This is a genomic window from Lentimicrobium saccharophilum (assembly GCF_001192835.1).
Lineage (GTDB): Bacteria > Bacteroidota > Bacteroidia > Bacteroidales > Lentimicrobiaceae > Lentimicrobium > Lentimicrobium saccharophilum.
On record NZ_DF968182.1, the window covers coordinates 2,287,049 to 2,311,493 of the forward strand.

General features: G+C 48.6%; 22 protein-coding genes. 12 read left to right on the plus strand and 10 right to left on the minus strand.

The window, feature by feature from the left end:
• Window positions 1–38 precede the first annotated feature (38 nt).
• The 8 genes from TBC1_RS08845 to TBC1_RS08880 form a co-directional block, all read right to left on the minus strand.
• On the minus strand, window positions 39–836 hold the full coding sequence (locus TBC1_RS08845; RefSeq protein ID WP_062041009.1) for an alpha/beta fold hydrolase: 798 nt from the start codon (window positions 834–836) through the stop codon (window positions 39–41).
• A 29-nt stretch (window positions 837–865) separates the two neighbouring features.
• Window positions 866–1,594: a pyridoxine 5'-phosphate synthase gene (locus tag TBC1_RS08850; protein WP_062042917.1), complete on the minus strand. Its 729-nt coding sequence runs from the start codon at window positions 1,592–1,594 to the stop codon at window positions 866–868.
• A 712-nt stretch (window positions 1,595–2,306) separates the two neighbouring features.
• Window positions 2,307–2,780, minus strand: coding sequence for a phosphate-starvation-inducible PsiE family protein (locus TBC1_RS08855; protein ID WP_062041012.1), 474 nt, complete (start codon window positions 2,778–2,780; stop codon window positions 2,307–2,309).
• Window positions 2,781–2,859: 79 nt separating this feature from the next.
• Window positions 2,860–3,816, minus strand: coding sequence for a glycosyltransferase family 2 protein (locus tag TBC1_RS08860; protein WP_062041015.1), 957 nt, complete (start codon window positions 3,814–3,816; stop codon window positions 2,860–2,862).
• Between the two features lie 5 nt (window positions 3,817–3,821).
• Window positions 3,822–4,232 carry a GtrA family protein gene (locus tag TBC1_RS08865; RefSeq protein ID WP_062041019.1) on the minus strand — a complete coding sequence of 137 codons (411 nt, stop codon included), beginning with the start codon at window positions 4,230–4,232 and terminating at the stop codon, window positions 3,822–3,824.
• A 7-nt stretch (window positions 4,233–4,239) separates the two neighbouring features.
• A complete protein-coding gene (locus TBC1_RS08870) occupies window positions 4,240–5,826 on the minus strand; it encodes a hypothetical protein (RefSeq protein ID WP_062041022.1) in 1,587 nt (528 codons plus the stop codon).
• Entirely contained in the window at window positions 5,823–7,172 is a 1,350-nt protein-coding gene (locus tag TBC1_RS08875) for a coenzyme F420 hydrogenase/dehydrogenase beta subunit N-terminal domain-containing protein (RefSeq protein WP_062041025.1), read from the minus strand. Before TBC1_RS08875 ends, TBC1_RS08870 begins: the two co-directional genes overlap by 4 nt.
• Before the next feature lie 6 nt (window positions 7,173–7,178).
• Window positions 7,179–8,783 carry a hypothetical protein gene (locus TBC1_RS08880; protein ID WP_062041028.1) on the minus strand — a complete coding sequence of 535 codons (1,605 nt, stop codon included), beginning with the start codon at window positions 8,781–8,783 and terminating at the stop codon, window positions 7,179–7,181.
• A gap of 389 nt (window positions 8,784–9,172) precedes the next feature.
• Here TBC1_RS08880 and TBC1_RS08890 point away from each other — a divergent pair, with 389 nt between their 5' ends.
• The 8 genes from TBC1_RS08890 to TBC1_RS08925 all read left to right on the plus strand — a co-directional run bounded on the left by TBC1_RS08890 (window position 9,173) and on the right by TBC1_RS08925 (window position 17,967).
• On the plus strand, window positions 9,173–9,835 hold the full coding sequence (locus TBC1_RS08890) for a CBS domain-containing protein (RefSeq protein ID WP_062041033.1): 663 nt from the start codon (window positions 9,173–9,175) through the stop codon (window positions 9,833–9,835).
• Window positions 9,835–11,241 carry a BamA/TamA family outer membrane protein gene (locus TBC1_RS08895; RefSeq protein ID WP_062041036.1) on the plus strand — a complete coding sequence of 469 codons (1,407 nt, stop codon included), beginning with the start codon at window positions 9,835–9,837 and terminating at the stop codon, window positions 11,239–11,241. Before TBC1_RS08890 ends, TBC1_RS08895 begins: the two co-directional genes overlap by 1 nt.
• A 73-nt stretch (window positions 11,242–11,314) precedes the next feature.
• Window positions 11,315–12,193 (plus strand): NAD kinase, encoded by an 879-nt coding sequence (locus tag TBC1_RS08900; protein ID WP_062041038.1) that lies wholly within the window; start codon window positions 11,315–11,317, stop codon window positions 12,191–12,193.
• Window positions 12,194–12,345: 152 nt separating this feature from the next.
• Window positions 12,346–13,161 carry a type IX secretion system protein PorG gene (gene porG, locus TBC1_RS08905; RefSeq protein WP_137305555.1) on the plus strand — a complete coding sequence of 272 codons (816 nt, stop codon included), beginning with the start codon at window positions 12,346–12,348 and terminating at the stop codon, window positions 13,159–13,161.
• Window positions 13,162–13,239: 78 nt separating this feature from the next.
• Entirely contained in the window at window positions 13,240–13,995 is a 756-nt protein-coding gene (locus TBC1_RS08910; RefSeq protein WP_062041044.1) for an isoprenyl transferase, read from the plus strand.
• A complete protein-coding gene (locus tag TBC1_RS08915) occupies window positions 13,992–16,619 on the plus strand; it encodes a BamA/OMP85 family outer membrane protein (RefSeq protein WP_062041047.1) in 2,628 nt (875 codons plus the stop codon). Before TBC1_RS08910 ends, TBC1_RS08915 begins: the two co-directional genes overlap by 4 nt.
• Window positions 16,620–16,741: 122 nt before the next feature.
• Window positions 16,742–17,269 carry an OmpH family outer membrane protein gene (locus TBC1_RS08920; RefSeq protein ID WP_062041050.1) on the plus strand — a complete coding sequence of 176 codons (528 nt, stop codon included), beginning with the start codon at window positions 16,742–16,744 and terminating at the stop codon, window positions 17,267–17,269.
• A gap of 182 nt (window positions 17,270–17,451) precedes the next feature.
• Window positions 17,452–17,967 carry an OmpH family outer membrane protein gene (locus TBC1_RS08925; protein ID WP_062041053.1) on the plus strand — a complete coding sequence of 172 codons (516 nt, stop codon included), beginning with the start codon at window positions 17,452–17,454 and terminating at the stop codon, window positions 17,965–17,967.
• A 122-nt stretch (window positions 17,968–18,089) separates the two neighbouring features.
• Here TBC1_RS08925 and TBC1_RS08930 read toward each other — a convergent pair whose 3' ends face one another.
• Window positions 18,090–18,281, minus strand: a complete 192-nt coding sequence (locus tag TBC1_RS08930) for a cold-shock protein (RefSeq protein WP_062042920.1) — start codon at window positions 18,279–18,281, stop codon at window positions 18,090–18,092.
• A 191-nt stretch (window positions 18,282–18,472) separates the two neighbouring features.
• On the opposite strand from TBC1_RS08930, the gene TBC1_RS08935 reads away from it, so the two are divergent.
• The 3 genes from TBC1_RS08935 to TBC1_RS08945 all read left to right on the plus strand — a co-directional run bounded on the left by TBC1_RS08935 (window position 18,473) and on the right by TBC1_RS08945 (window position 23,287).
• Window positions 18,473–18,955, plus strand: coding sequence for a hydrolase (locus TBC1_RS08935; RefSeq protein ID WP_062041056.1), 483 nt, complete (start codon window positions 18,473–18,475; stop codon window positions 18,953–18,955).
• Between the two features lie 93 nt (window positions 18,956–19,048).
• Window positions 19,049–21,124, plus strand: coding sequence for a PKD domain-containing protein (locus TBC1_RS08940; protein ID WP_082189540.1), 2,076 nt, complete (start codon window positions 19,049–19,051; stop codon window positions 21,122–21,124).
• Between the two features lie 99 nt (window positions 21,125–21,223).
• Window positions 21,224–23,287, plus strand: coding sequence for a PKD domain-containing protein (locus TBC1_RS08945; protein WP_172668863.1), 2,064 nt, complete (start codon window positions 21,224–21,226; stop codon window positions 23,285–23,287).
• Between the two features lie 77 nt (window positions 23,288–23,364).
• Here the strand turns inward: TBC1_RS08945 and TBC1_RS08950 are convergent, their stop codons facing one another.
• Complete coding sequence (locus TBC1_RS08950) at window positions 23,365–23,760, minus strand: acyl-CoA thioesterase (RefSeq protein ID WP_062041064.1); 396 nt, start codon at window positions 23,758–23,760, stop codon at window positions 23,365–23,367.
• Between the two features lie 93 nt (window positions 23,761–23,853).
• Between TBC1_RS08950 and TBC1_RS08955 the strand changes: the two genes are divergently transcribed.
• The gene (locus tag TBC1_RS08955) at window positions 23,854–24,435 is read left to right on the plus strand and encodes a DUF134 domain-containing protein (protein WP_062041067.1); all 582 of its coding nucleotides are present in this window, start codon (window positions 23,854–23,856) and stop codon (window positions 24,433–24,435) included.
• The last annotated feature ends 10 nt before the right edge of the window (window positions 24,436–24,445 follow it).

The window sequence follows — 24,445 nt, forward strand, 5'->3', positions numbered from 1 at the left end:
CCTTCTCCGGTTTTTCTATGGCCAAAATTCCGCCAGCTTTAATCCTCAAACCCAGGGGCAATGCACTCTTTGCCAAGGAACAGGCTGAAAAGCCTGCAGAGTTCTGTAGGGGCGTCGGCATGCACCCAATGTGAAGCCTTTTCGATGGTCTGAATCCGGGCACTGGGAAACAACTTCATAATAAGGGGTGTATCATCATCCACTAAATAATCTGACCGCCCTCCGCGGATAAATAAGGTGGGCCCTTCATACACGTCGGAGCTCTCCACTCCTTCAAACACAAAATCCATGTTTGCGCTCAGGGCTTCGAGGTTCAGCCGCCAATCGAAGGTGGTCCGGGTCTTGCGGTAAAGGTTTTTCATCACAAACAGGCGGATGCGCTTGTTGGGGATGCTGGTTTCGAGCAGCTGCTCCACCTCCTCGCGCGAATGAACCGCATCAAAGTTTACCGCCATCATCGCGCTGATCATATCGAAATGCACATTGCGCCCCGGGTATTTTCGCGGGCTGATGTCGACCACCACCAGTTTCTCAACCATTTCGGGATGCTCCAGTGCAAAGGTCATGGCCACCTTACCACCCATGGAATGGCCTATGATCATGGGCTTCTCCAGTTTGTGCTCCCGGATAAATTCATGCAGATCGTCGGCCAGGGCGAAGTAGTTAAACGTTACGCTGTGGGGCGACTGCCCGTGGTTGCGCTGATCGGGAATATACACCGAGAACTTTTCGGCAAGCCGCTTCCCCAGGGTTACCCAGTTGTCGGAAATCCCGAATATGCCGTGAAGAATGATCAGTGGTTGTCCCTCTCCGTAATGGCGGTAAAACAATTTCATATCACCAGGTATTTATCATTTTCATCAGTTTAAACCGGCAGCCAGGGCTTGAGTTCGCGCAGGTAAAGCTGTATGGTGGTTTCCAGTCCGTAATAAAGGGCGTCGGCAATCAGCGCGTGGCCGATGGAGACTTCGAGGATGCCCGGAATGGTCTGCACAAAATACCGGAGGTTGTCGAGGTTCAGGTCGTGCCCGGCATTCAGCCCGAGGCCCGCTTTTGTGGCGGCTTCGGCGGCCGCGGCAAAGGGCGCTATGGCGGCTTCACGGTTTTTCTGGTAGCCGGCGGCGTAAGCCTCGGTGTACAGCTCCACCCGGTCGGTACCGGTATAGGCGGCAGCTTCGGCCATGCGCGGATCGGGATCCACAAATATGGAGGTACGGATCCCATGCTGATGAAAAGTCCGGACGATATCCGTGAGATGGTTACGGTATTTTACGGTATCCCAACCCTGATTAGAGGTAATCGCGTCGTGGGCGTCGGGCACCAGCGTCACCTGATGCGGCTTTACCTCAAGCACCAGGTCGATGAAACGCGGCTCCGGGTTGCCTTCGATGTTGAATTCGGTTTTCACCAACGGTTTCAGATCGCGCGCATCCTGGTAGCGGATATGACGCTCGTCGGGCCGGGGGTGCACGGTAATTCCCTGCGCACCGAAGCGTTCACAGTCCATGGCTGCCTTCAGCACATCCGGCAGATTGCCGCCCCGGGCATTGCGCAAAGTGGCAATTTTATTGATATTTACACTGAGCTTGGTCATGATGCAGATATTTGAACTGCAAAGGTAAGGATAAACCTTAAAGGCAACGGAACGGCCTTTGCGGGATTGTTTGCCCGGCAATGCATGGTGGTGCTCTTACCGATACAGTTCCATCCCTGCTGCGTCAGTGATAATGATTTGAAGCGCTACTTACCCGAATTTCGTTTAATTCGGTTCTGAAACGAGGGGATATACCCCTGTTTTACAGAGGTTAATAGTTTAGATAAGGTTGATCCGGATTCCCGGAACCTCCGCTGTTAATGTCAGCATCTCAATGACGATGTCAAGGCAGGACCCTCTCCTGCCATTGCTGATGAACCTTAGTAAAACAGGCGCCGCACGATCAACAGGCATTATTGCTATGCAACATCAACCTTATTCCCTCTTCCAAACCTCAGTAACCCGCCTCTGGCCATGCACAGGTTACCTGCACAGCAGGAGACCTCAACCGGTTTGACACCTACAAAATGATGGATGCATCCGGGAAAGAGGTGTAATCAGGAATACTCCACCAGACATCGGAGCAAATCAGCACGCATGACCTGAAAAGCGGTATGTACTTCCTGCATTTTTACGGGAAGAACACATTCTGGACTGAATAACTGATGATTCAATAATCAGGCATGGCCTTTCGGGGCCGGCGTGCGGAATACATGGTTCGCTTTCCCCGGCCGGAAAGGCAGAGGGACCTGATTCCGGTTTATATCAGGGCTTATTCATCCCGGCCTTTTTCATTCATTCTGCAAGCCATCAAACCCGACTTCTTTATCAGGTAATAGGTGACGCCCAGGGCCACAATCAATGCGGCAATGCCCAGGATCAACTCGCCTGAAAGGTCTTCAATCTTCAGGATTACCACCTTTCTTGCCAGGGCAATGATGGCCACCAGCACCACCACTTCCACGTGCACCACATTGTCGCGCAGGTAAATCTTAATGGTGTCGAGCAGTTCAATGCCGATCAGGACCAGGAGGAAAAGACCGAAAAGGTCCATCAGGGCGTCCAGGTCGATCAGCATAAAATCGGAGTTAACGATATTATTAACCAGATAATATCCCAGCTCAACAGCCGCCAGCACCAGTACCCCCACCATCATAAGGATGAGAATATAAATCAATACCCTTTCAAACAAACCAAGGATTTTTTTCAGGGTCGCATCCTTATCAGGTTGGTCGTTGTTCAGCATCGTAAAAATATTTAGTTTAATAACTAACCATTGTTTTTATGCCGGTGATTTGGCCCGGCCAAGCCATTCAGCCGCTATATCAGCTTTTTCCGGTTTGATCGCGGCGCTGGTTGGCCAGGATTTCCTCGTTTTGCTTCCGGATGAATTTCAGCAGTTCGCCCAATATGCCGATCATATAGGACATCACGCCCCAGAAAGCCAGGATGGCCAGCAGAATCAGGGAGGGAATGTAGGTACGGCTTTTATCGGGGTGATCGGTAATCCACAGCAGGTAGATAAAACGGCCGCCCAGCACGGCGGCGGCAAGGTTGAAAATGGTACCTATCCAGAGAAAAAAGCGCCCTGGCCGGTAGAGGATAAACATCCGGATAATGGTATCGGCCGATTTGTAGATGTGTTCGAAGATATTCCTGAAAAGCCTTGATTCGCGGGTTTTGGGATTGACCCTGATATCCACCGACTGCACCCTGAGGTTGGAATTCCCGGCCTGTATCAGTGTTTCCATAGTGTAAGAAAACCGGGAGTAAATAAACATCCTCAGGCAGGCTTCGCGCGAAAAGGCCCTGAAGCCCGAAGGTGCGTCTTTTACATCCGTTTTAGATATCTTGCGCATAATCCAGCTGCCCATCAGCTGAAGCAGCTTCTTCACCGGGCTGAACTCCTTGTGCGCCCTGATGGGGCGGCATCCCACCACGATGTCGGCCTTGCCCTCTGCAACAGGCTGCACCAGCAGTCCGATGTCCTCCCCCGCATACTGATTGTCGCCGTCGGTGTTCACCACGATATCCGCCCCCTGATCCAGGGCATAGCGAATCCCCTGAGAGAAAGCGAACGCCAGTCCGCGGTTGCTGCCCAGCTGCAGCACATGGTGCACTTTCAGCTCGTGGGCCACCGCCACCGTATTGTCGGAACTGCCGTCGTCAATCACGAGGTATTCGATCTGACTGATGCCGGGCAGTGAGCGGGGCAGGTCGCGGATTACACCGGGCAGGGTTTTCGCCTCATTAAAGCAGGGAATTTGTATGATGAGTTTCATAACGGCTACTTCTCCATAATTTTTTTACTGTAGAAAAACTTCGCCAGCGAAAATATAACAACATTTCCAATCTGAACGAGCAGGTAGTATATTTTTGTGTGCTCCACCAGTATTGTATACAAGCCCCAGTCGAGCAGCCGGAAAAAGGCAATCCCCCAGAGGAATTTGAAATAGGTTCTGATAACCGCTTCTTCACTGCTGCCTTTAAAGACAAAAATCCTCAGCAGGATGAAATTCACGGTCACCTGAAAAAACAGGGTGATCATGTACGCCAACGGTTTCGAAAGTCCGGCCTGTTCCACCAGCAGCCAGTTGAGCGGGATGGCCACCAGAAAGGAAGGCAGCCCGGCCATGCCAAACTTGATCAGCTGCACCAGCAGGTTGCGGAATCTGTCGGAAAGCCTGATTTTCCCCATAATGAAGTTAAGTCACGAGATCAATAACGGTAGTAGCGCTAAATACTCCCTGATTGTGATTGATTTCCGTGCGGGATTCGTATCCCCTGACCATTTCAATATCTTCGCGGTGGAATGAATCGGCGCTGGCAACATGGCGTTTGGAGAAGCGGGGCGCCTTCACGATCTTTTCACCGCCCTTCAGACCCGAAATTGCATCTGTAACAATCACGCTGTCAGGCATTACCTGCACTTTTCTGATAAAACTGTATCTGGGATCACTTTTTCTGAAAATCAGCAGATCTTTCAGGATGGAAATGATTTTATGCCCCGACAGGAAACTTACCACCCTCAGGACGAAATGTTTCAGCGGGGTGCTGGTATTTTCTTTGAACAGCACCGGATTTCCCGATATTTCGAACGCTCCGGGGGTCCCCGAAAAGCGGTTGGAGAGGCTCCACCAGTGGGTTACAAACTGTTTCTTTCCGTCGAAAATAATCCAGCCAAAATCATTCAGGTATTTATCTCCTTTGCGGATACTCAGGATACCCCCCTTGAGACAGCTGACCATGATCCGGTGACCATCCACTGTTTGAAGGGCGGTTCCGCATTCCGGGAAGAGCACATCCGCTGAAGGCCCTGCAGACGGTGCCGGATCTTTCAGCCCTGCGCAGTCGAGCTGAAGTTGCGCCCGCACCACCGAATGTCCGATGTAGTGGCTCCAGTAACGGTCGTCCACCGCCTGAAAGAAATGGCCGGGTTCTTCCATATCTGCATACAGCGCTTCCATTACCTGACGGGCAAGCAGGGCGTCTTCCGGATTTCCGGCAGTCAGAAAACGGCTGATGCCGTAAGGGACAATATAATCAGTATTCCGGGCATTGTGCATGCCGATGGCCCCCTGATTATGGACGACCAGGGTGGCCAGAAACCTGAATGCATTTGTTGCTGAATCCGCAAAACGCCGGTCGCCGGTGTAATCATAAAGATCCCAGAGGCAGTCGAGCGAAACGGAGAGGTAGCCGAGGTCAGGTCCGTCGTATTCGGTAAACCAGCCTTCGTCCGACTGCAGGTCAAGGGTGCGTTTCGTCAGCCGCTCAAATGTATGCTTATCAACAAGATCAGGATCAATTTTCCTGAGCGCGGCCAGGGCAGCAAGTCCGGCAATCTGCTGATTGGCTGCCTTCGCTTCGAACCGCTGCTGAAGTTTGCGGGCGGCTTTCTTCAATGCGCTGCCAAAAGGAGCAGTATCCAATTTTTGCGATAAAATTATCCCGGAAACGGCCAGGGTAGAGAAAGCGAGCGGCGGATAACCGTCTTCCCACGGATAATACTCCTCGAAAGCCCCCCCTCGGACTGCCCTTGCGGCCCAGAAGCCGGCGGAGGCTCGGGCGTACTCTTTCAGTTGGTCCGATACCTCACGGTAAGCGGGCAGCTGCGCCGCCGTTGCCAGAAAGTAACCGCCCTGCTGCAGAATGATGGAAGAAAAATCCCTGATCTTATAATGCCACCAGTTGCGGTCGAAACTGCCGTAATGCGCCGTGTGGGGATCGCGGTTCAGTTGCGTGAGAATCCGTGGGTATATCCTTCCTATCAGTGGGTTAAAATCGATCATGGCTGTTTTTCCGTAATTACGACCGCATAGGACTCCAGCCCCTGCCGCTTGGTTTTCCGTGAAACCTTCTTCCATTTAAGCCTCAGCGTATTGAAAAGCGGTCCGATAATCCTTTCGGGCAGCAGGTAAAGCATCAACCTGAGCAGCCGGGTTTTGCCCAGCACGAATATAGCTGAAATTACCAATTCAACCATGATTCTTTTAATTCCGACGCTAGCAGGCTTGTATCCGAAATCAGGCGCCTTACGGCCGAACATACGCCGCATCCGGTTTCGGATGTAACTGCCCCGTTTTTTGAAGTCGATCATATGGCCATGCATAGCAGATGCCGATTCCAACGGTTCCTTCCGCAGCGACAATACCCCTTTTTGCTGCAGTTCTTTGAGCAGGGTCGTCATCTTTTCGTTGCGGCTCACCACCACCGAAAATCCCTGCCCCTGTGATTCAAACTCGGGCGACCAGGCATCGCCCACCGCCAGATCGGCAAACTCGTTGGCAAAATCCATGCTTTGCAGGCTGGCATTGGTCACAAAAAAAGGAATCAGGAAGTTATAATAGACCTTGGGCGATCGCAGTACTTTGCCCGAGCGGGTAATGATCTCGAGGTAGCCGGGCCACTCCCCCGCCCTCCACTTCAGGGAGGTAACCGCATCCTGCTTCTTTACCCCGTTGATGCGCTGAAAGGTTTCAATGGCGGCCGGATAAATGGCCGTGCCCGTGTAAGGGCCCAGAACGTATTTAATGCTCAGCGCGTTTGCGTGACCCTGCTGCTGCAGCACCCTGAGGGCCGCCGATTGCTCGGGAAGACAGGTGATGGCATAGCGCTTTTGCGGATCCAGCCTGTTCAGGATATCAAGGGTTGAAACCGGCACATATACCGACTGTGAAGCGGCTTGAATTTCAGCAGTTGAAGAGGCGATCACCACCGAAGCTTTTTCCGGCTCCGGAATGCCCTGGGTAACCACCACCGCGGCATCTATTTCGCCTGATTCGAGCAAATAACAAAGCACCGCCGTGAGCACGCCACCCGACGAACTGTTTCTACGGATGGTTTCGTCCGTGCAGTAACCCGTATATACTTCTGAAATGATACCGGTAAGCCAGTTTTCCGGAACCTGGCCGTAGTGCTGCCGGTAAAGTCCGGGATAGTCAATCCGGTGACCGGCGCAACACTGCCTGATCATTTCCGGAATTTCGTGGTCAACGGAAATCACCGGCCGGGGGCCTTTAGGAGTGGCGCGCATATAGGATTTCTGCGAGGCATCCAACCCGGCGCACAGGCCGCAACCCGTGCAGGTGCCGCCCGCCACCACCTGATCCAGAAATTCTTTGACTGTTGAAGACATCCGGGCTTACTTTTTGGGGACAATAATACCGGCATTGATCTGCTCATCCATCCGGATGCCTGCCTGTTTGTCGAGATATGCATCAATGCTGAGGTTCTCCTCAGCGGCTTTGGTCGTCCATTGTTGTTGTTTCAGGGTATCCTGTGCAAACTCCTTCCGAATATCTTTTTGAAATCTCAGCAGAATTTCTTCACGGGTGAGTTTTCCGGTATAAATCGGATCGATCACCGGCGTGGGATACTTACCCTTTTTGGCGTTATCGTAATCGGGGTATGAAAGCAGGTATTTCAGCCTGGGAGATGGTTTTTCGCGTAAAAAGGAATCCCAGTAAGCCTCTTTGGTCATGGATACATAATGAATCGCCCCGCTGCGGTACTGCCGCATCTGGAAAAGATTATGAACAACAAACAAACCGGTAAGCAACAGCCCGGCCAGGATGGGAATCACTGTTTTCTTACTTAGAAAAAGGCCAAAGGCTGCGGCCAGGGGCAAAATCATGATGCTGTAGGATACCACGTAGGCGCGTTGCCCGTAACTGCCCCCGTACCAGGGCAGACACCACGATGCGATGATCCAGAGATTTACCAGAAAATAGATGACCACCGGCCAGAAGTAAGGACGGTATTTCCGGTAGAGAAAAATAAAGCCGGGGATCAGCAGCAGCATTGCAGGCGTATAAAGTAGCCAGCCTTTCCGGTAACTGAAAAGGGAAATAAATATTTGCGGATTGCCGAAAAAGAACCTGAAGCCGGCATCATGATATGGATTGTACAGAAAATGACCTGTAAAATGTTTCCAATAGAGCATTTGAGGTACCCACACCATAAATCCGAAAAAAAGGACAATCAGAATCAGGTGCCATTTCCTGAGAAACAGCTGAACATTGTTTTTAAGGGCGGTGAATGAATCTACTTTCCAAAGGATAAAGACCAGGGCAATCACCACATCGGTGGGCCTTATCAGCGATATCAACCCTGAAATAATCCCCAGCAGCACTGAATTCCATACTCCGGGCTTCTCATGCCATTTGATGGTCAGGTATAAAAAGTATACACCGAATGAAAAGTTGAATGCATGGGGCATGCCGGGTTCATGAGAGATGTAGTAAAGCAGGTTGGTAGCCAGAAACATTGCCGTAAGCGTCAGGGCGGTTATTCTGTCATTAAAAATCCCGGCAAGAATCCGTTTCAGCAGAATCAGGGCAATAAACACATAAAACAGGCAGGCCAGAATAATGGATATGCGGTAGGGCTGTGAAAATCCGGTGGCGGGTTGTCCCGACCATTTCAACGGCAGGTGAACGGCAAAAAAGAAAGGCGAATAGGCAATAGCCATCCCCATCGTATAGGGATTGATATAATTGCCGTTGCCAACCGGTACGCTGTAAACGTAATCCTTTACAATGGGAAAGCTCTTCTCATCGAAACGGTAATCAAGCTGACCATAAATGAAATGAAGAGGCAGATAGGCATAATAATTACTGACATCGCTTTCAATAATGCGGTTGGGCTTTTCGTAAAAACGCAGGGTCAGAATCTGTGTCAGGACCACGCCCAGGATGATCAGAATGGCCAGGTTGCCCAGGCTAAACAGTTTATGCGGATTTTTCATTCCAACTTTGATTTACGGTCCGGATAACGACCGGATTCTGTCCGGAAAAACAAGACCACAGCCTTTACAGGCACGCAGTTCCTTCACGAAACAGAATAAACCGGCAATTCACCGATATACTTACATCCCGATCTACTTTGTTTTTCCTAGAGCGGGCAGGCAAAGTTAATGAGATTTTGCTAACCGGAAAACCTGAAACAATCAGGTCAGTGTACGGCTTAAATCTGATGCAGAAACATTACAACCCGGATCGCAGACTAATTCCCATTTATCTGTTTTACAATATCTTAAAGATTTTCATAACAAACGTATCAATCAGACAGGCAAACAACAACAACATTTCAAGCGGGATTCTTTGTAAGTTTGTAAATCATTAGCTCCAATCAAACATGTTGGCCAAAGACTTAATCAGCGACGCAATCATGCCCCTGAAGACCTCCGACAGCGGCCTGATCGCCCTCAACTGGATGGAAGAGTTCCGGGTTTCGCACCTGCCCATCGTGAATAACCATGATTTCCTGGGCCTGATCTCCGAATCGGACATTTATGAGATGAACAGTTATGAGGAGCCGCTGGGCAATCATTCCCTTTCACTCCAGAAGCCATACGTAACGGAGGATCAGCATGTTTACGATGTTATCCGCCAGGTATTTGAACAGAAACTCACGCTGATTCCGGTTATTGACGCCAACAATCATTACCTTGGATCCATCACCCTGCAGTGCCTGGTGAAATATTTTGCCCGCCTGGCAGCGGTTGACAATCCCGGTGGAATCATCGTCCTGGAAATGGGCATCCGCGATTACGCCCTCAGCGAGATTGCCAGAATCGTTGAGTCGAACGACGCCAGCATCCTCAGCCTTTACATCCTTACCCTACCCGATTCCTCCCGCATGGAAGTCACCCTGAAGATCAACCGCATCGACATCGGGCCCATTATCCAGACATTTAACCGCTTTGGCTACAGTATAAAAGCCTCCTTTTTTGAGGGCGATTTAAACGATACCCTTCGCGACAGGTATGACTCCCTGATGAAGTACCTCGACATCTGATGAAACTGAAATCCTGCATAACCGGGATACTCCTGATGTTTCTGACAAACGCCGCAACGGCCATCCTGCCGGCAAGGGATTCCGGGCAACTGCTGGTAGTGAGCGATATCAGGATTTCCGGCAACAAAAAAACCAAAGATTACATTATCCTCAGGGAGCTCACCTTCAGGCAGGGCGACACCTTGTCATTGAGCAATTTACAGACTGCCTTGTCCGAATCCGTTAAAAACCTTCAACGTCAGCCATTGTTTCATTTTATCGAAACCGGGATTGAATACGGAAACCATGCAGACGATGTTATTGTAAATATTAAAGTGCAGGAACGCTGGTACACCTGGCTGTGGCCTGTTTTTAATTTTGCCGACCGGAATTTCAATGCCTGGCTGGAGAAAGGTGACATCTCCCGTCTTTCGTACGGCTTATTCCTGCAACAGGAAAATTTCAGGGGAAGGCTCGAAAAACTTCACATCCGCTTTATGGCAGGATACCAGCAGCAGCTTATGCTTACATACGAAGCGCCCTACCTGAACGCCCGTAAAACCCTGGGCGCCGGCCTGATACTGACCGGAGCAAGGGAACGGGAAACGGCGGTGATTACCACAAACGACAAACCTGAATACTTCAGGCACGATGATTTTCTCAGGCATTATGCTGAAGCCGCCGCGTTTTTAAGATACAGACCGGGGATCCATCTGAGCCACACACTAACCGCACAATTCGGCAGTTACCGTTTCAGCGACACCCTGCTGGCACTGAATCCGGAATATGCGGGTGTAAAGACAAAGGAAACCGTTATTCCGCTCCTGTCCTACCTGATGAAAGCTGATTTCCGCGATCAGCGGGCTTATCCCCTCTCCGGCTGGTATGCCGATGCGCTGCTCGAATGGACGGGCATACTGCCATCGGCCGATTACGATTACCTGACATTGCGGAGTTCGGCCCGGTGGCACCTGCCGCTATCGCAACGGTGGAACCTCGCCACCGGCGGCGCCGTTAAACTGTCAACCCACGGCACAAAACCCTGGTTCCGCAATCAGGGATTGGGGTATCACCGCGACTACGTACGGGGGTATGAATACCAGGTTGTTGACGGCGACAACTTCTGGGTGGCAAAGGCAAACCTCAGGTATGCCCTGCTTCCGCTTAAAATTATCAGGATCAGCCGCCTGAAAGCGGAACAGTTCAACACCATTCCGGTTTCGGTGCATATAGGGGCTTTTGCCGATGCAGGCCGGGCCTGGCGGGGCAAACCCGGTGAAAATAATTCTTTACAGGACAAATTACTGTTCGGCTCCGGCCTGGGTATTGATTTTGTGACTTATTACGATAAAGTGGTCCGGACCGAATTTTCGCTGAACCGCGAAGGAAAAGCGGGTCTATTCATACATTTTATGGCAGCAATCTGACCACGCCAGACTTCAGTGTCGTACATTTGCATTTTCCGGTCTATGCTACTTACTGACATCAAACTTTAAAAAAATGAAAATCGCGCTTTTCGGAAAGACTTTTGCTGATGAGCTTTTCTATTACTTTCAGCAACTGGTTGAGATCCTTGACCGGCACAATGTGCAGGTAACCATCCACCAGCCGTTTTACGAATTTGTCAGGGACAGGATCAGGTTTGGCAGAGAACCGCAGACATTCGCTGCACACCACGAACTGCCCGGAAATGCGGATTTCATGTTTTCGATAGGCGGTGACGGCACCATGCTGGATGCCATCACCCTGATCAGGGATTCGGGCATTCCGCTGATGGGGATTAACCTCGGCCGCATGGGTTTTCTGTCAAGCATTTCGAAAGATGAAATCAACCAGGCTGTGACCTCCCTGCTTAAGGGAGAATACACCCTCGATAAACGTTCCATGTTGTGCGTGGAAACCCCTGAGCACCTCTTCGGCGAAATCAACTACGCGCTGAACGAGCTCACCGTGAATAAGAAAGATACCGGATCCATGATCCTGGTGCATGTTTATATAGACAACATATTGCTGAACTCCTACTGGGCCGACGGACTGATTATCGCCACGCCCACCGGCTCCACGGCTTATTCGCTCAGTTGCAACGGCCCGATCATTACACCCGATTCCGAGAATTTTGTCATCACCCCCATCGCTACGCACAATTTAACCGTCAGGCCCGTCGTTATCCCTGACAAAAGCGTGATCAGGCTGAAAGTTGAAGGCCGGATGTCGCAGTATCTGGTTGGCCTTGATTCCAGATCTGCCATAATTGATTCATCCACCGAAATTGTCATCCGGAAAGAAACGTTCAGCATCAATCTGGTTCAACGGCTGAACGACAATTTCTTCACCACCATCAGGCAAAAACTGATGTGGGGCCGGGATGTCCGCAACTGATTCAGGCCGGAATTCCATCATTGCTTTGCGGCTCATATTTTTTCTTACTTTTGCATGCCAAATCAGGCGCTTATGGGTCGGCTGAAGTATTGTTTCTGTAAGAAACCATAATTATGCATTAAAATCGCCTTTAAGCGAACCTGAGAATGAATATGAAAAAAAGAATTCTGCTGCTGTCTTTCCTCTTTACAACTATGCTGGCCGGTGCGCAAAGCTATGGCGAGATCGGACTCTTTGGCGGAGGCTCCTACTATCTCGGCGACCTGAACCCCGGCAGTCAGTTTCTGCTGACAAAACCTGCAGCCGGAGCTTTTATCAGGCATAATTTCAATGAAAGAACAGCCATCCGGGGTAGTTTTACCTATGGGACCCTGCATGGTGATGATGCCATTTCAAAGGTCAATACTAACCGGAACCTCAATTTCACCAGCCATATATCAGATATTTCCGCCACTTTTGAGTTTAACTTTTACGAGTACTTTATCGGTAGTCTCAGGCACTTCGTCACCCCCTACATGTACGGAGGGGCTTCGGTATTCTTTTTCAATCCGAAGGCAACCTACAACGGCGTAACCTATGAGTTGCAAGGGTTATCCACCGAAGGGCAGGGCAGCAGCGCATTTCCGGAAAGGAAAGCATATAAAAGAACCGGATTCTCCATCCCCTTCGGCATTGGCGTCAAGTACAGCATCAACAGTTTTATCGGTATGTCGCTCGACTGGCGGATGCATAAAACATTCACCGACTATATTGATGATGTAAGCACTACATACTACCTTGATCTTCAGGGAATGACTCCCGGTGAAGCGGAACCTTTTGAAATTGCATCCGATCCCGGGCTGAACCACAACAGTGGCATGCAACGCGGAGACTCTAAATACAATGACTGGTATTCTTTTGTAGGCATCAGTATCTCACTCAGGCTCAATTACCTGGAGCGTGAGCGCTGCCTTAACGTTTTTTATTAAACTGATTAACAAATATTAACACCAATTAAATATTGGGGTTATAAAATAGATGGTACTTTAGTTACCTGATTCTGAAGAATGGATCTTAAAGAAAAAATAGACCCCGCCAGATTACCCCGGCACATTGCCATCATTATGGATGGCAATGGACGGTGGGCAAAAAACCGGGGGCAAGTGAGGGTATTCGGCCATCAGAACGGGGTGGAATCAGTGAGGCAGACAGCCACTGCGGCGGCTGAACTTGGTGTGAAATACCTTACCCTGTATGCTTTCTCCACCGAAAACTGGAAAAGGCCCAAGTGTGAAGTGGATGCGCTGATGAACCTGCTGGTTTCCACCCTGAATTCGGAGATCGGCACATTGATGGATAACAACATCAGGCTGAGTGCAATCGGCGACCTGAGCCATCTGGAGCCGGAATGTTACAAGCAGCTGATGGAAACCATGGAAATCACCTCCGGCAACACCCGCATGAACATGATTCTTGCGCTTAACTACAGCGGCCGGTGGGAAATTACCGCCGCCGCCGGAAAAATTGCCGGAGATGTTGCTTCAGGGAAAATTAACCGGGAAGATATCACCCAGGAGTTATTCAGCACCTATCTTGACACCAGCAATATTCCTGACCCCGAATTACTTATCCGCACCAGCGGCGAATACCGCATCAGTAATTTCCTGCTCTGGCAGATTGCCTATGCAGAACTCTGTTTCACACCAGTATTGTGGCCTGACTTCAGAAAAGATGACCTTTATGCTGCCATTCTGGATTTCCAGAACAGGGAGCGTCGCTTCGGAATGATCAGTGAACAAATAAAACAAGTTACCGATAAATGAAATTGAAACTCCGCCTCACTGCAATCACACTGCTTTTATTCCAGTTCACTTCGTTTGGCCAGATCAGGCTGGGGGATGATTTAAGCGAAATCGACTATTCGAATCCCCGCGAGTATATTATCGGTGGCGTAACTGTTACCGGGGTGCAGTACCTTGATCATAATGTGCTTATCATGCTTTCAGGCCTTCAGGTTGCCGACCGCATCGAAATCCCCGGCGATAAAATCCGGAAGGCCATTGAAAAACTCTGGGCACAAGGGCTTTTTGAAAATGTCAGAATCTCCGCCACCCGCTTTTCCGATGACCTTGTATTCCTGAACATCGACCTGCAGGAACGGCCCCGCCTGAGCAAGTTCTCATTTAAAGGAGTCAAAAAGTCGGAAGCCGATGACCTGCGCGACAAAATCAAACTGGTGAAAGGCGATGTGGTAACCGATAATGTGATTATCCGCACTTCGAACATCATCAAGAAACACTTTACGGGTAAAGGATTCCTTAACACCGAAGTGGAAATAGAACAGGTCAGGGACAGTGTGAAGTCAAACGAGATCAGCCTGGTCATCAACATCGACAAAAACAATAAAGTCCGCATCGACAGGATCAATTTCACGGGGAATGAAAATCTGAACGACACCCGTTTGAAGCGGACCTTGAAAAATACCAAGGACAAGGGTGTTTTCCGTCCCTTTAACGCGCTTGATCAACTGGTGACAAAAACGCCGCGCAAGGCGCTCACCCTGAACGCAGACACCCTGATCAATTTTGGAGCTGACGTCATCAATGAGAATTTCAGGTTCAGGATTTTCAAGTCTTCGAAGTTTATCCGCGACGACTTTAAGGAAGACCTTAACAGCCTGATCGCCAAATATAATAATGAAGGATACCGGGATGCAGCCATTGTATCAGATTCCGTTTACCGCTCAGGGCCAAGGACCATTTCGATAGATATCGCTATTGATGAAGGCCGCAGGTATTATTTCGGCGACATCAAGTGGGTCGGTAATACAAAATACTCGGCCGAGCAGTTGAACGAAGTGCTGAAAATACGACGCGGCGACATTTACAACCAAAGCGAGCTGGACGCCAACCTCAATTACAATCCCAACGAAATTGACATCAGCACTTTATACCTTGATGACGGATACCTGTTCTTCTCGGTCACCCCGGTTGAAGTCAGGGTGGAGAATGACACCATCGATATGGAGATGCGCATCCGCGAAGGCAAACAGGCCACCATCAACAAGGTAATTGTAAAAGGCAACACCCGTACCAACGACCATGTGGTGATGCGTGAGCTGCGCACCCGTCCCGGACAGATGTTCAGCCGTTCCGACATCATCCGCACCACCCGCGAGCTGGCACAGCTGCGCTATTTCGACCCTGAAAAAATCGTACCCACCCCTATCCCCAATCCCAATGACGGGACAGTGGATATAGAATACAAGGTTGAAGAAACATCATCCGACCAGATCGAACTTTCGGGCGGCTGGGGTTATGGCAGGGTGGTAGGAACCCTCGGGCTTTCGTTCAACAATTTTTCGGCGCGTAAAATTTTCCAGGGCAGCGCCTGGCGGCCGATCCCTTCGGGCGACGGACAGAAACTGAGCCTGCGCATGCAATCATACGGCAAAGGATACCTCAGTTACAGCGCCTCCTTTACCGAGCCCTGGCTGGGCGGTAAAAAGCCCAACTCATTCAGCGTAAGCTATTATCACTCGCTTTATTCCAATGGATTGGCCAGAAGCAGCGAAAACTACCAGTCGTTCAAGATCGACGGTTTTATGCTGATGCTTGGCAAACGCCTCGCCTGGCCTGACGACTATTTTACCCTGATGCAGCGTATTAGCATTCAGACCTACCGGCTGAACAACTACGGCAGTATTTTCGCTTTCGGCAACGGCAACGGGAAGTACAACAACTACAGCTACGGCGTTACATTCGCCCGTAACTCCATCGACAGCCCGATATTCCAGCGCTCGGGCTCCGAAGTTTCGCTCAGCCTCGACGTTACCCCTCCCTACTCGCTCTTCAGCGACAAGGATTACGCTTCCATGGCCGATGAAGACAAATTTAAATGGATAGAGTACCATAAGTGGAAAATTAATTTCTCGCTCTACCGCCAGATCATTGGCAACCTGGTACTCAGCGCCCGCACCAAATACGGGTTCCTGGGATCGTATAACAGCGACATCGGAATAACGCCATTCGACCGCTTTTACCTCGGCGGCGACGGTCTTTCGGGATACAACAACCTCGACGGTCGCGAAATCATCGGGATGCGGGGCTACTCAAATGAAAGCTTAACGCCTGACTATTACAAGAACAAGAATGTCGGAGGAACCATCTACAACAAAACCACGCTTGAGCTCCGGTATCCCCTTTCGCTTAATCCGAGTGCCACCATCTACGTAATGACTTTCCTGGAAGCAGGAAACGCCTGGAAAGATTTCAGGAGTTTCAACCCCTTCGCGTTGAAACGCTCGGCCGGTGTCGGCGTTCGGGTATTCCTGCCGATGTTCGGTCTGCTGGGACTTGACTGGGGCTATGGATTCGATGACATCCCCGGATTGCCTTCGGCCAACAAAGGGCAGTTCCACTTCAGCATTAATCAGAGTATAGATTAAAGTCGTTGAGCAGGTCATTAAACAGTGGCAATATCAAACCGGGAAATTATGGCAGGTTTTTTGCTTTATTGCTCCGGAACAAAATCAAATAAGTAACCTCAAACCCAAAGGGAGGAAATACCATGAAAAGGACACTATTCATTGCAGTTATTGCTGTTTTCACCACCGCATTCGCATCAGCGCAGAAATTTGCCTATGTCGACAGTGAGTTTATTCTGGAAAATATTCCTGAATATGCCGATGCAAAAACCGAGATCGATGAACTTTCAATGCAGTGGCAGAAAGATATTGAAGCCAAATTTGCTGAAATTGACCAGCTCTATAAAAACTTCAAAGCCGAGGCTGTGCTGTTACCGGACGACATTAAAAACAAACGCGAAGAGGAAATCATTACCAAGGAACGGGCAGCCAAAGATCTGCAGCGTCAGCGGTTCGGCAACAACGGCGACCTCTTCAAACGCCGCCAGGAACTGATTAAGCCCATTCAGGAGAAAATATATGCAGCCATCGAGTCCATCGCGGCTACGGATAATTACGCCGTAATTTTTGACAAGGCCGGCAGCGTTTCCATGATGTACACCAATCCAAGGTACGACATCAGCGAAGAAGTGCTCGACAAAATGGGTTACTCCTATCAAAGCAGGCAGTAATTCTTACGAATGGATATCCGGAAAATCCCGGAAAAAGATAATAATTGCAACAAACCGGAAGATTCCTCCGCATGCCGGACAGCGGTTGAAAATCGTCAGGAGAACATTTGTAACTTAATCACAACCAATTAAGAATTTTTCCTAAATTTGCCCGGCAATAAAACTTAAAACCAACCGAATACATGAAAAACGTTCTGAAAATCTTCATTGTGCTGGCTATAGTGATTTCAGCAATGCAGGTAAGTGCACAAAAAACCCAGAAATTAGGTCATATTAATTTCGCCCAGCTATATGAAATGATGCCCGGGCAGGACTCTATCCGCGCAGCTTTCACAGCGTATCAGGAACAACTCTCGGGTCAGTTTCAGGCGATGCAGACTGAGTATGAAACCAAGCTGAACGATTACCAGACCAACCAGGCTACCATGTCGAACATCATCAAACAGACAAAAGAAAAAGAGATTGTCGACCTGCAGCGCCGCATTCAGGAGTTCCAGCAAACAGCACAGGAAGATCTTCAGGCCAAAGAAACCGAGCTGACTACACCCATTATCGAAAAGGCAAGAAACGCCGTTAAGGATGTTGCCAAAGAAAACGGATACAGCTTTATTCTTAACTCTACCGAAGGACTGGTACTTTATACCGAACCGGCCGATGACATCATGCCGCTGGTAAAGAAAAAACTCGGCCTCAAATAAACAGGCAGTGCAAAACACAGAAAGCCATTCCGTTCAGGAGTGGCTTTTTTTAGGCATAATAAATTTACAGGCATAAAAAAAGCCCGGAACACCGGGCTCAAAGAATTACCTTGGAGGATATATTAAATCACTTTAACATTCACTGCATTTAATCCTTTTCTTCCTTCTTTAAGATCGAAAGTTACTTCGTCGTTTTCCCTTACTTCGTCAATAAGGCCAGACACGTGTACAAAATACTCATTGTCTGAATCGTTGTCTTTAATGAATCCGAATCCCTTCTGATCGTTGAAGAATTTTACTGTTCCTTTACTCATGGTGATGTAATTGTTATTTGTTGATGGCGGCAAAGGTAGACATTATTATTTACATGCAAGCTTTTTATTTGTAAATCAGCACAAAAACATGATTTTCTGTTCATGCGTTTTTTTTTGTTTAAACTAATCACTCGCCAATTGCAAACTGATTAAACATTCTGTAACTTTACAATAGATTTAAAACATTAAAAATGACAAATCAACCTTATGAACCGGAATGCTGCCCCCGGTTCGAACCGGCACCCTGGGAAAACCAGGTAATTGAATGGGACAAAAAGAGATTCATCAAAGGCAGGGTTTGTACCTTTATGTTTATGCCCCTGAATTTTGGCGGGGCGATGCGGAAGATGAATGCCCTTGTCGGAAAAGCCGGGGCCGATATTCCTGACTGGCTCTGTCTTTCCGATCATACTTCAAAATGGAATATGGACCTTTACCTTGCCGTGGACAAGGAAATTCCGGGTGCTGAGAATACCCGCCTGAGCGGAAAGTACTTCAGCAGGGTGTATGAAGGTCCGTTCAGGGATACCGGCAAATGGACGGAAGATTTTAAGGCCGCGGCAAAAGAAAGGGGTGTCGAAATTAAAAAATGGTATATGTGGTACACCACCTGCCCGAAATGCGCAAAGAAATACGGGAAAAATTATGTGGTGATTATCTGCGAAATCATCTAAGTTTGCGTAACAATCACTGGTACAACATTATTATTGCTTATTTATAGAGTTTTTTTTTAGACAGCTATTTCATCAAATCTTACAAATACCATTATGTGGAAGCGCCGATTCCATTCACTGCTGTTATTCTTTCTATTATGTCCGGTCATGCTGAATGCACAGCTGCAGGGAGATTACACGGTTGGCGGGGAAAATCCCGACTTCTTTGATATCAGCCACGCCGTCTCTATCCTTCAGTATCAGGGAATAAACGGTCCGGTAAGGTTCCTTGTAAGGCCTGGCAACTATGGTGGATTTACGGTATTTACCTTTATGAATGCAACTAACCAGGATACGGTTACCATTCAGGCTGAAAACGAAATTGCCTCATCTGTCATCATTGAAGGACGAATTACTCTAAACGGAACGAACCGTTTGAAACTGCACAAACTCACCCTGGCTGATCAGGTTAATGCTTCCTATGCAAAACTATCGCTTATCAATACCAGCAATTGTATGATAAGCCATTGCGAGATTACCAATCCTTCAGGGGGTAACTACGGTACAGATGAGGCAATGATTAAAATTTCCGCCCCCTGGGAAGGTACATTGTTAAAATTGACATTCAGTCATTGCCTGATACATTCTCCGGAAAAAACCATATACCATACAGGCCGGAAATCCAATCTGTATTTCAACAATTGCAGCATCTATGGCCAGATCAGTTCCCTGACCATTTCCTATATCAATATAATCTTCAACCAATGCAATCTTACATTCAATCAGGATGATTTACTGGACGTCATTACAGCAATGAACGGCTGTGTGATAAGCACCGTAAATGTTCCTTATGCCTTGTTTATAGATGGTGAGCTTACAGGCAACACTTTCAACTGCAATGTTGATTGTGATTCATGGCTTATCCATAACAATATATTTAATGAGAATTTCGTAAGCTCTCAGGTCACCATCCCTGTGCGGATTTTTGGAAACACATTTAAGAAAGAATTTCAAACTATTTTTACTCATTCCGCCCATCTGGCCGGAAACAACTTCTTCGGGTCCTGCAGAATCAATGCAGACAATTACAGAATATGGAATAACTTCTTCTATTCAAGCGTGCTGTTTACCCACGGGGGCGGCCACTGGATCGCCCACAACAATTTTCACAGGAATTCCACCCTTGACCTTTTGTATGCGGATGCAACCATATACAATAATAATCTCGGTAAACTCTATATCCTTTACCCCTCCTATGACCAGCTCTATAACAACAACTTTGTATGCGGAAACCCTGACTCAGTCAATTTTGCGGGCAAAAATCCCAGCTTCTATGATCCGGCCTATATTGACGAATCAAACGATCTTCATGCAACAAACCCGGCTCTTATCAGGAAGGCCTCCGGATTATTTCCTCTTTACAACTTAGATATTGACAGCACTGAACGACAGGACATCCCGAGCATAGGCGCCAACGAAATCTGCCTCGACCTGATAACCGATACCGTAAGAATAAGCTGCGCAGATTCCCTCTGCCTCGACCTTTGTATGGAGGAATTTGAGCAGTACTTCTGGACACCCGCCGGCCTGTTTCCTTCCGGCGGCAGCAGACCGGTTGTTTATCCCGGTGGCGATGTGATGGTTTACCTTAACCACACTGACAGCGGGATTGTTGATTCCCTGTACATCGCCATGACCGATTCATTGCCGGCGGCCCGGCTGACTTTTTCCGTGAATCAATTTGAGGTTCAGTTTACCAACCGCTCAGGCTGCGCATCGCAGTTTTTGTGGGAATTCGGAGATGGCGCCACCTCCGCCGATGAGAACCCCGTCCATACTTACCCCCATTCAGGAACGTTTCAGGGATCACTTACCGCCTGGAATGAATACGGTGCCGACACCAGGGATTTCACCGTTAATATTGTGATCCAGTCAACCGGCGAACTCCTGCATGAAAAGATCAGGCTATATCCGAATCCGGCAAACGACCTCCTGTATATTGACACAGAGGAAAACCTGCTTCCATTACATCTTGAAATAATCAACAGTCAAGGGATGATTCTCAGAACGGAAATCCTGAAAGGAAAAGAAACCTGTCTGAAATTATCCGGTCTCAATTCAGGGGTTTATGTGGCAAGGATGTCTTCAGCGGGCAATCAATACAACTTCAGGTTTTTTGTTATAAAATAAGCAGCATTTGCATCCGCCGCCTAACCGAAATATCTCTGCACTGAAGCGCCATAAAATAGCAAAAGAAAATTGATTAATTTACAATCATAAATGAATCACATGCAAGCAATCCGGTTTATCTGTCTGTTTACAACCTTATTCCTGCTGACCGGAACGTCAGATGCCCAGCTGTCCGGCAATTACACGGTCGGGGGCACCGAACCCGACTTTTCCAGCATACAGTCGGCAGCAGACCACCTGAGTATGTACGGAGCGTCGGGACCTGTTACTTTCCTGATCAGGCCCGGCACTTACAGCGGATTTACCATTGACGGGTACACCGGTTCAGGCAGTCAGGATACCGTGTGCTTCACGGCTGAAAACGGGATTACTTCATCGGTTGTGATCACAAGCACTGTTACACTGCGAGACTGTCCTCGCATAAAACTTCACCGGCTGACCATAGCGCATGAACCACCGGTATGGGGCAGCACCCTGCACCTGCACAACACCAGCCAATGCCTGATCAGTTACTGCAATATTTCAAATCCGTCAGCCAGCGGATATACTTACGACGATTACCTGATAAGGATAAACGCATCCTTTTCAGGAGCCATGAAAACCCTGACATTTGACAGTTGCCACATTTTCTGCCCGGAAAAAACAATGTACTCCCGCGGTTCAAAACTTAAACTATACATTAACCGGTGCAACATTGAAGGGAAACTGAATCTGGACGATTATATCCGGACCATCTACAACTACAACACCATCACCCTGAACGATGATAACATGGATTTCAGCCTGCAAACCTTTACGGGTAATCATTTTTACCTTGCCGATACCATGTATTACATGTTTTTAAACGGAACCTGTTATCAGAATCATTTCCACTGTAAAGTCAGGGCGACAGCCACATTTCACAACAATATCTTTGATATGGAAGCTGAAGTCAGCCGGATAAATTCCTCTTTTTCTGGCAATGAGTGCCGGAAAAATGTCCGGTTTACTTTCTGCGATAATACCTTTATGACCAACAACATTTTCAAAGGACCGGTGGTGATGAGTTTCACCGATTACCTTCGTTTATACAACAATCATTTCTATTACAACCTGGATATTACCCACGGTCCCGATCAATGGGTGGTTCATAATAATTTTCATCCCCGGTCAACACTGACACTTATGTGGGTGGGTGGTCATGTCCGCAACAACAACCTCGGGAATCTGGTTATTTATCAACCGGACATTACTACCGCAAGCAATAACAACTTTACCGGAGGCAATCCGGATGAAATATACTTTAAGGGAAGCAATCCATTGTTTTACGACCCGGGTTACATCGACGAAGAGGACAATCTCCGGTCCACCAATCCGGCATTAATCAGGAAAGCAACGCCACTGTTCACCTTGTACCGGTATGATATCGACAGCACGGAAAGACGCGACATCCCGAGCATAGGCGCCAATGAGATCTGCCTCGACCTGATATCCGATACCGTAAGAATAAATTGCGCCGACTCCCTCTGCCTTGACCTTTGTATGGAGGATTTTGAAGATTATTACTGGACACCCTCCGGCCTGTTTCCTTCCGGCGGCAGCAGACCGGTTGTTTATCCCGGTGGCGATGTGATGGTTTACCTTAACCACACTGACAGCGGGATTGTTGATTCCCTGTACATCGCCATGACCGATTCATTGCCGTCGGCCCGGCTGACTTTTACCGTGAATCAGTTTGAGGTTCAGTTTACCAACCGCTCAGGCTGCGCATCGCAGTTTTTGTGGGAATTCGGAGATGGCGCCACCTCCGCCGATGAGAATCCCGTCCATACATACCCCCATTCAGGAGCGTTTCAGGGATCACTTACCGCCTGGAATGAATACGGTGCCGCTACCAGGGATTTCACCGTTAATATTGTGATTCAGTCAACCGGCGAACCCCTGCATGAAAAGATCAGGCTATATCCGAATCCGGCAAACGACCTTCTGTATATTGACACAGAGGAAAACCTGCTTCCATTACATCTTGAAATAATCAACAGTCAAGGGATGATTCTCAGAACGGAAATCCTGACAGGAAAAGAAACCTCTCTGTCATTATCCGGTCTCAATGCAGGGGTTTATGTGGCAAGGATGTCTTCAGCGGGCTATCAGTTCAACCGTAAGTTTATGGTCGTAAAATAATAATTATCAGTCAGGTAGCTTACCTTCCTGCTGTTTATTTCTGACCAGGCAATGCCGATTCTGATATCACAACCCAATTAAACCGGTAGTGCAAGGCAATCCGCAGAAGTGCCGATCCTGACAGGCCGGTTACATTCATCCACGGCAGCAAATTTAAAAATGCCTTTCGCGGCAAGCATTTTTTCTGCTGCCTTACTGCACTCACAGCTGACCTTCACCTCAACCTCCAACAATACATTGCCGGTTCGTTTCACGTTACAACATAATTCAAGAATATCCCCCTGATACAGGGGTCTGTGAAACTTTACCTTTTCGACCGAAACCGTAACCAAACGCATACTGACAAACCTTTTAGCCGCAATATAAGCCGCTTCGTCCATCCATTTAAGCAGGTTGCCGCCAAACAGGATTCCCTGATCATTCAGCATGCCCGGCATTACAAGCCGGGTAATAATGGTAGTTTTTCCTTCCATTCCCTTTCAGTTTTAAAGCATACAAAAATAGAAAAAAACTTGCAAAGTGAACTATTGTTCATTATCTTTGCAGCGAACATTTGCTCATTATTCATGTCTCCCAATCTGAAACGACCACGTAAAATACTCAGTCCACCCCCGGTAAAAGGATTTAAGCCCTACGGGCCCGACCTGGATGGTAAGCCGGCAGAACCGGTCATGCTACTTTTTGAGGAATATGAAGCTTTGAGGCTTTGTGATTATGATATGCTTAACCATCATCATGCGTCACAGGCTATGGGAGTCTCCAGGCCCACATTTACCCGTATTTACGCTTCAGTAAGGCAGAAAATTGCCCGGGCGTTTGTCGAAGGCCGGCAAATCACCGTGGAGGGAGGCAAGGTATATTTCGATTCGGGCTGGTATCATTGTTCATCCTGCAGTTGTTATTTCAACAATCCTGAAATGCAGCAGGCGGTAACGGCCTGTCCCCTCTGCGGCAGCAAGGCCATCGGCAAGGCGGAGGGCGAGCCGGTATCGGCGTTTGAAGTCGCTGATACAAATGATTTGTGCGTATGCCCGGCATGCGGACTGGAGCTCCTGCATCAGCCGGGACAGCCCTGCGGACAGCAAACCTGTCCTTCGTGCCATACGAGGATGAGACGTAAAGGAACACCCGGATGCAGAATGCCATAAAACAGTAAAA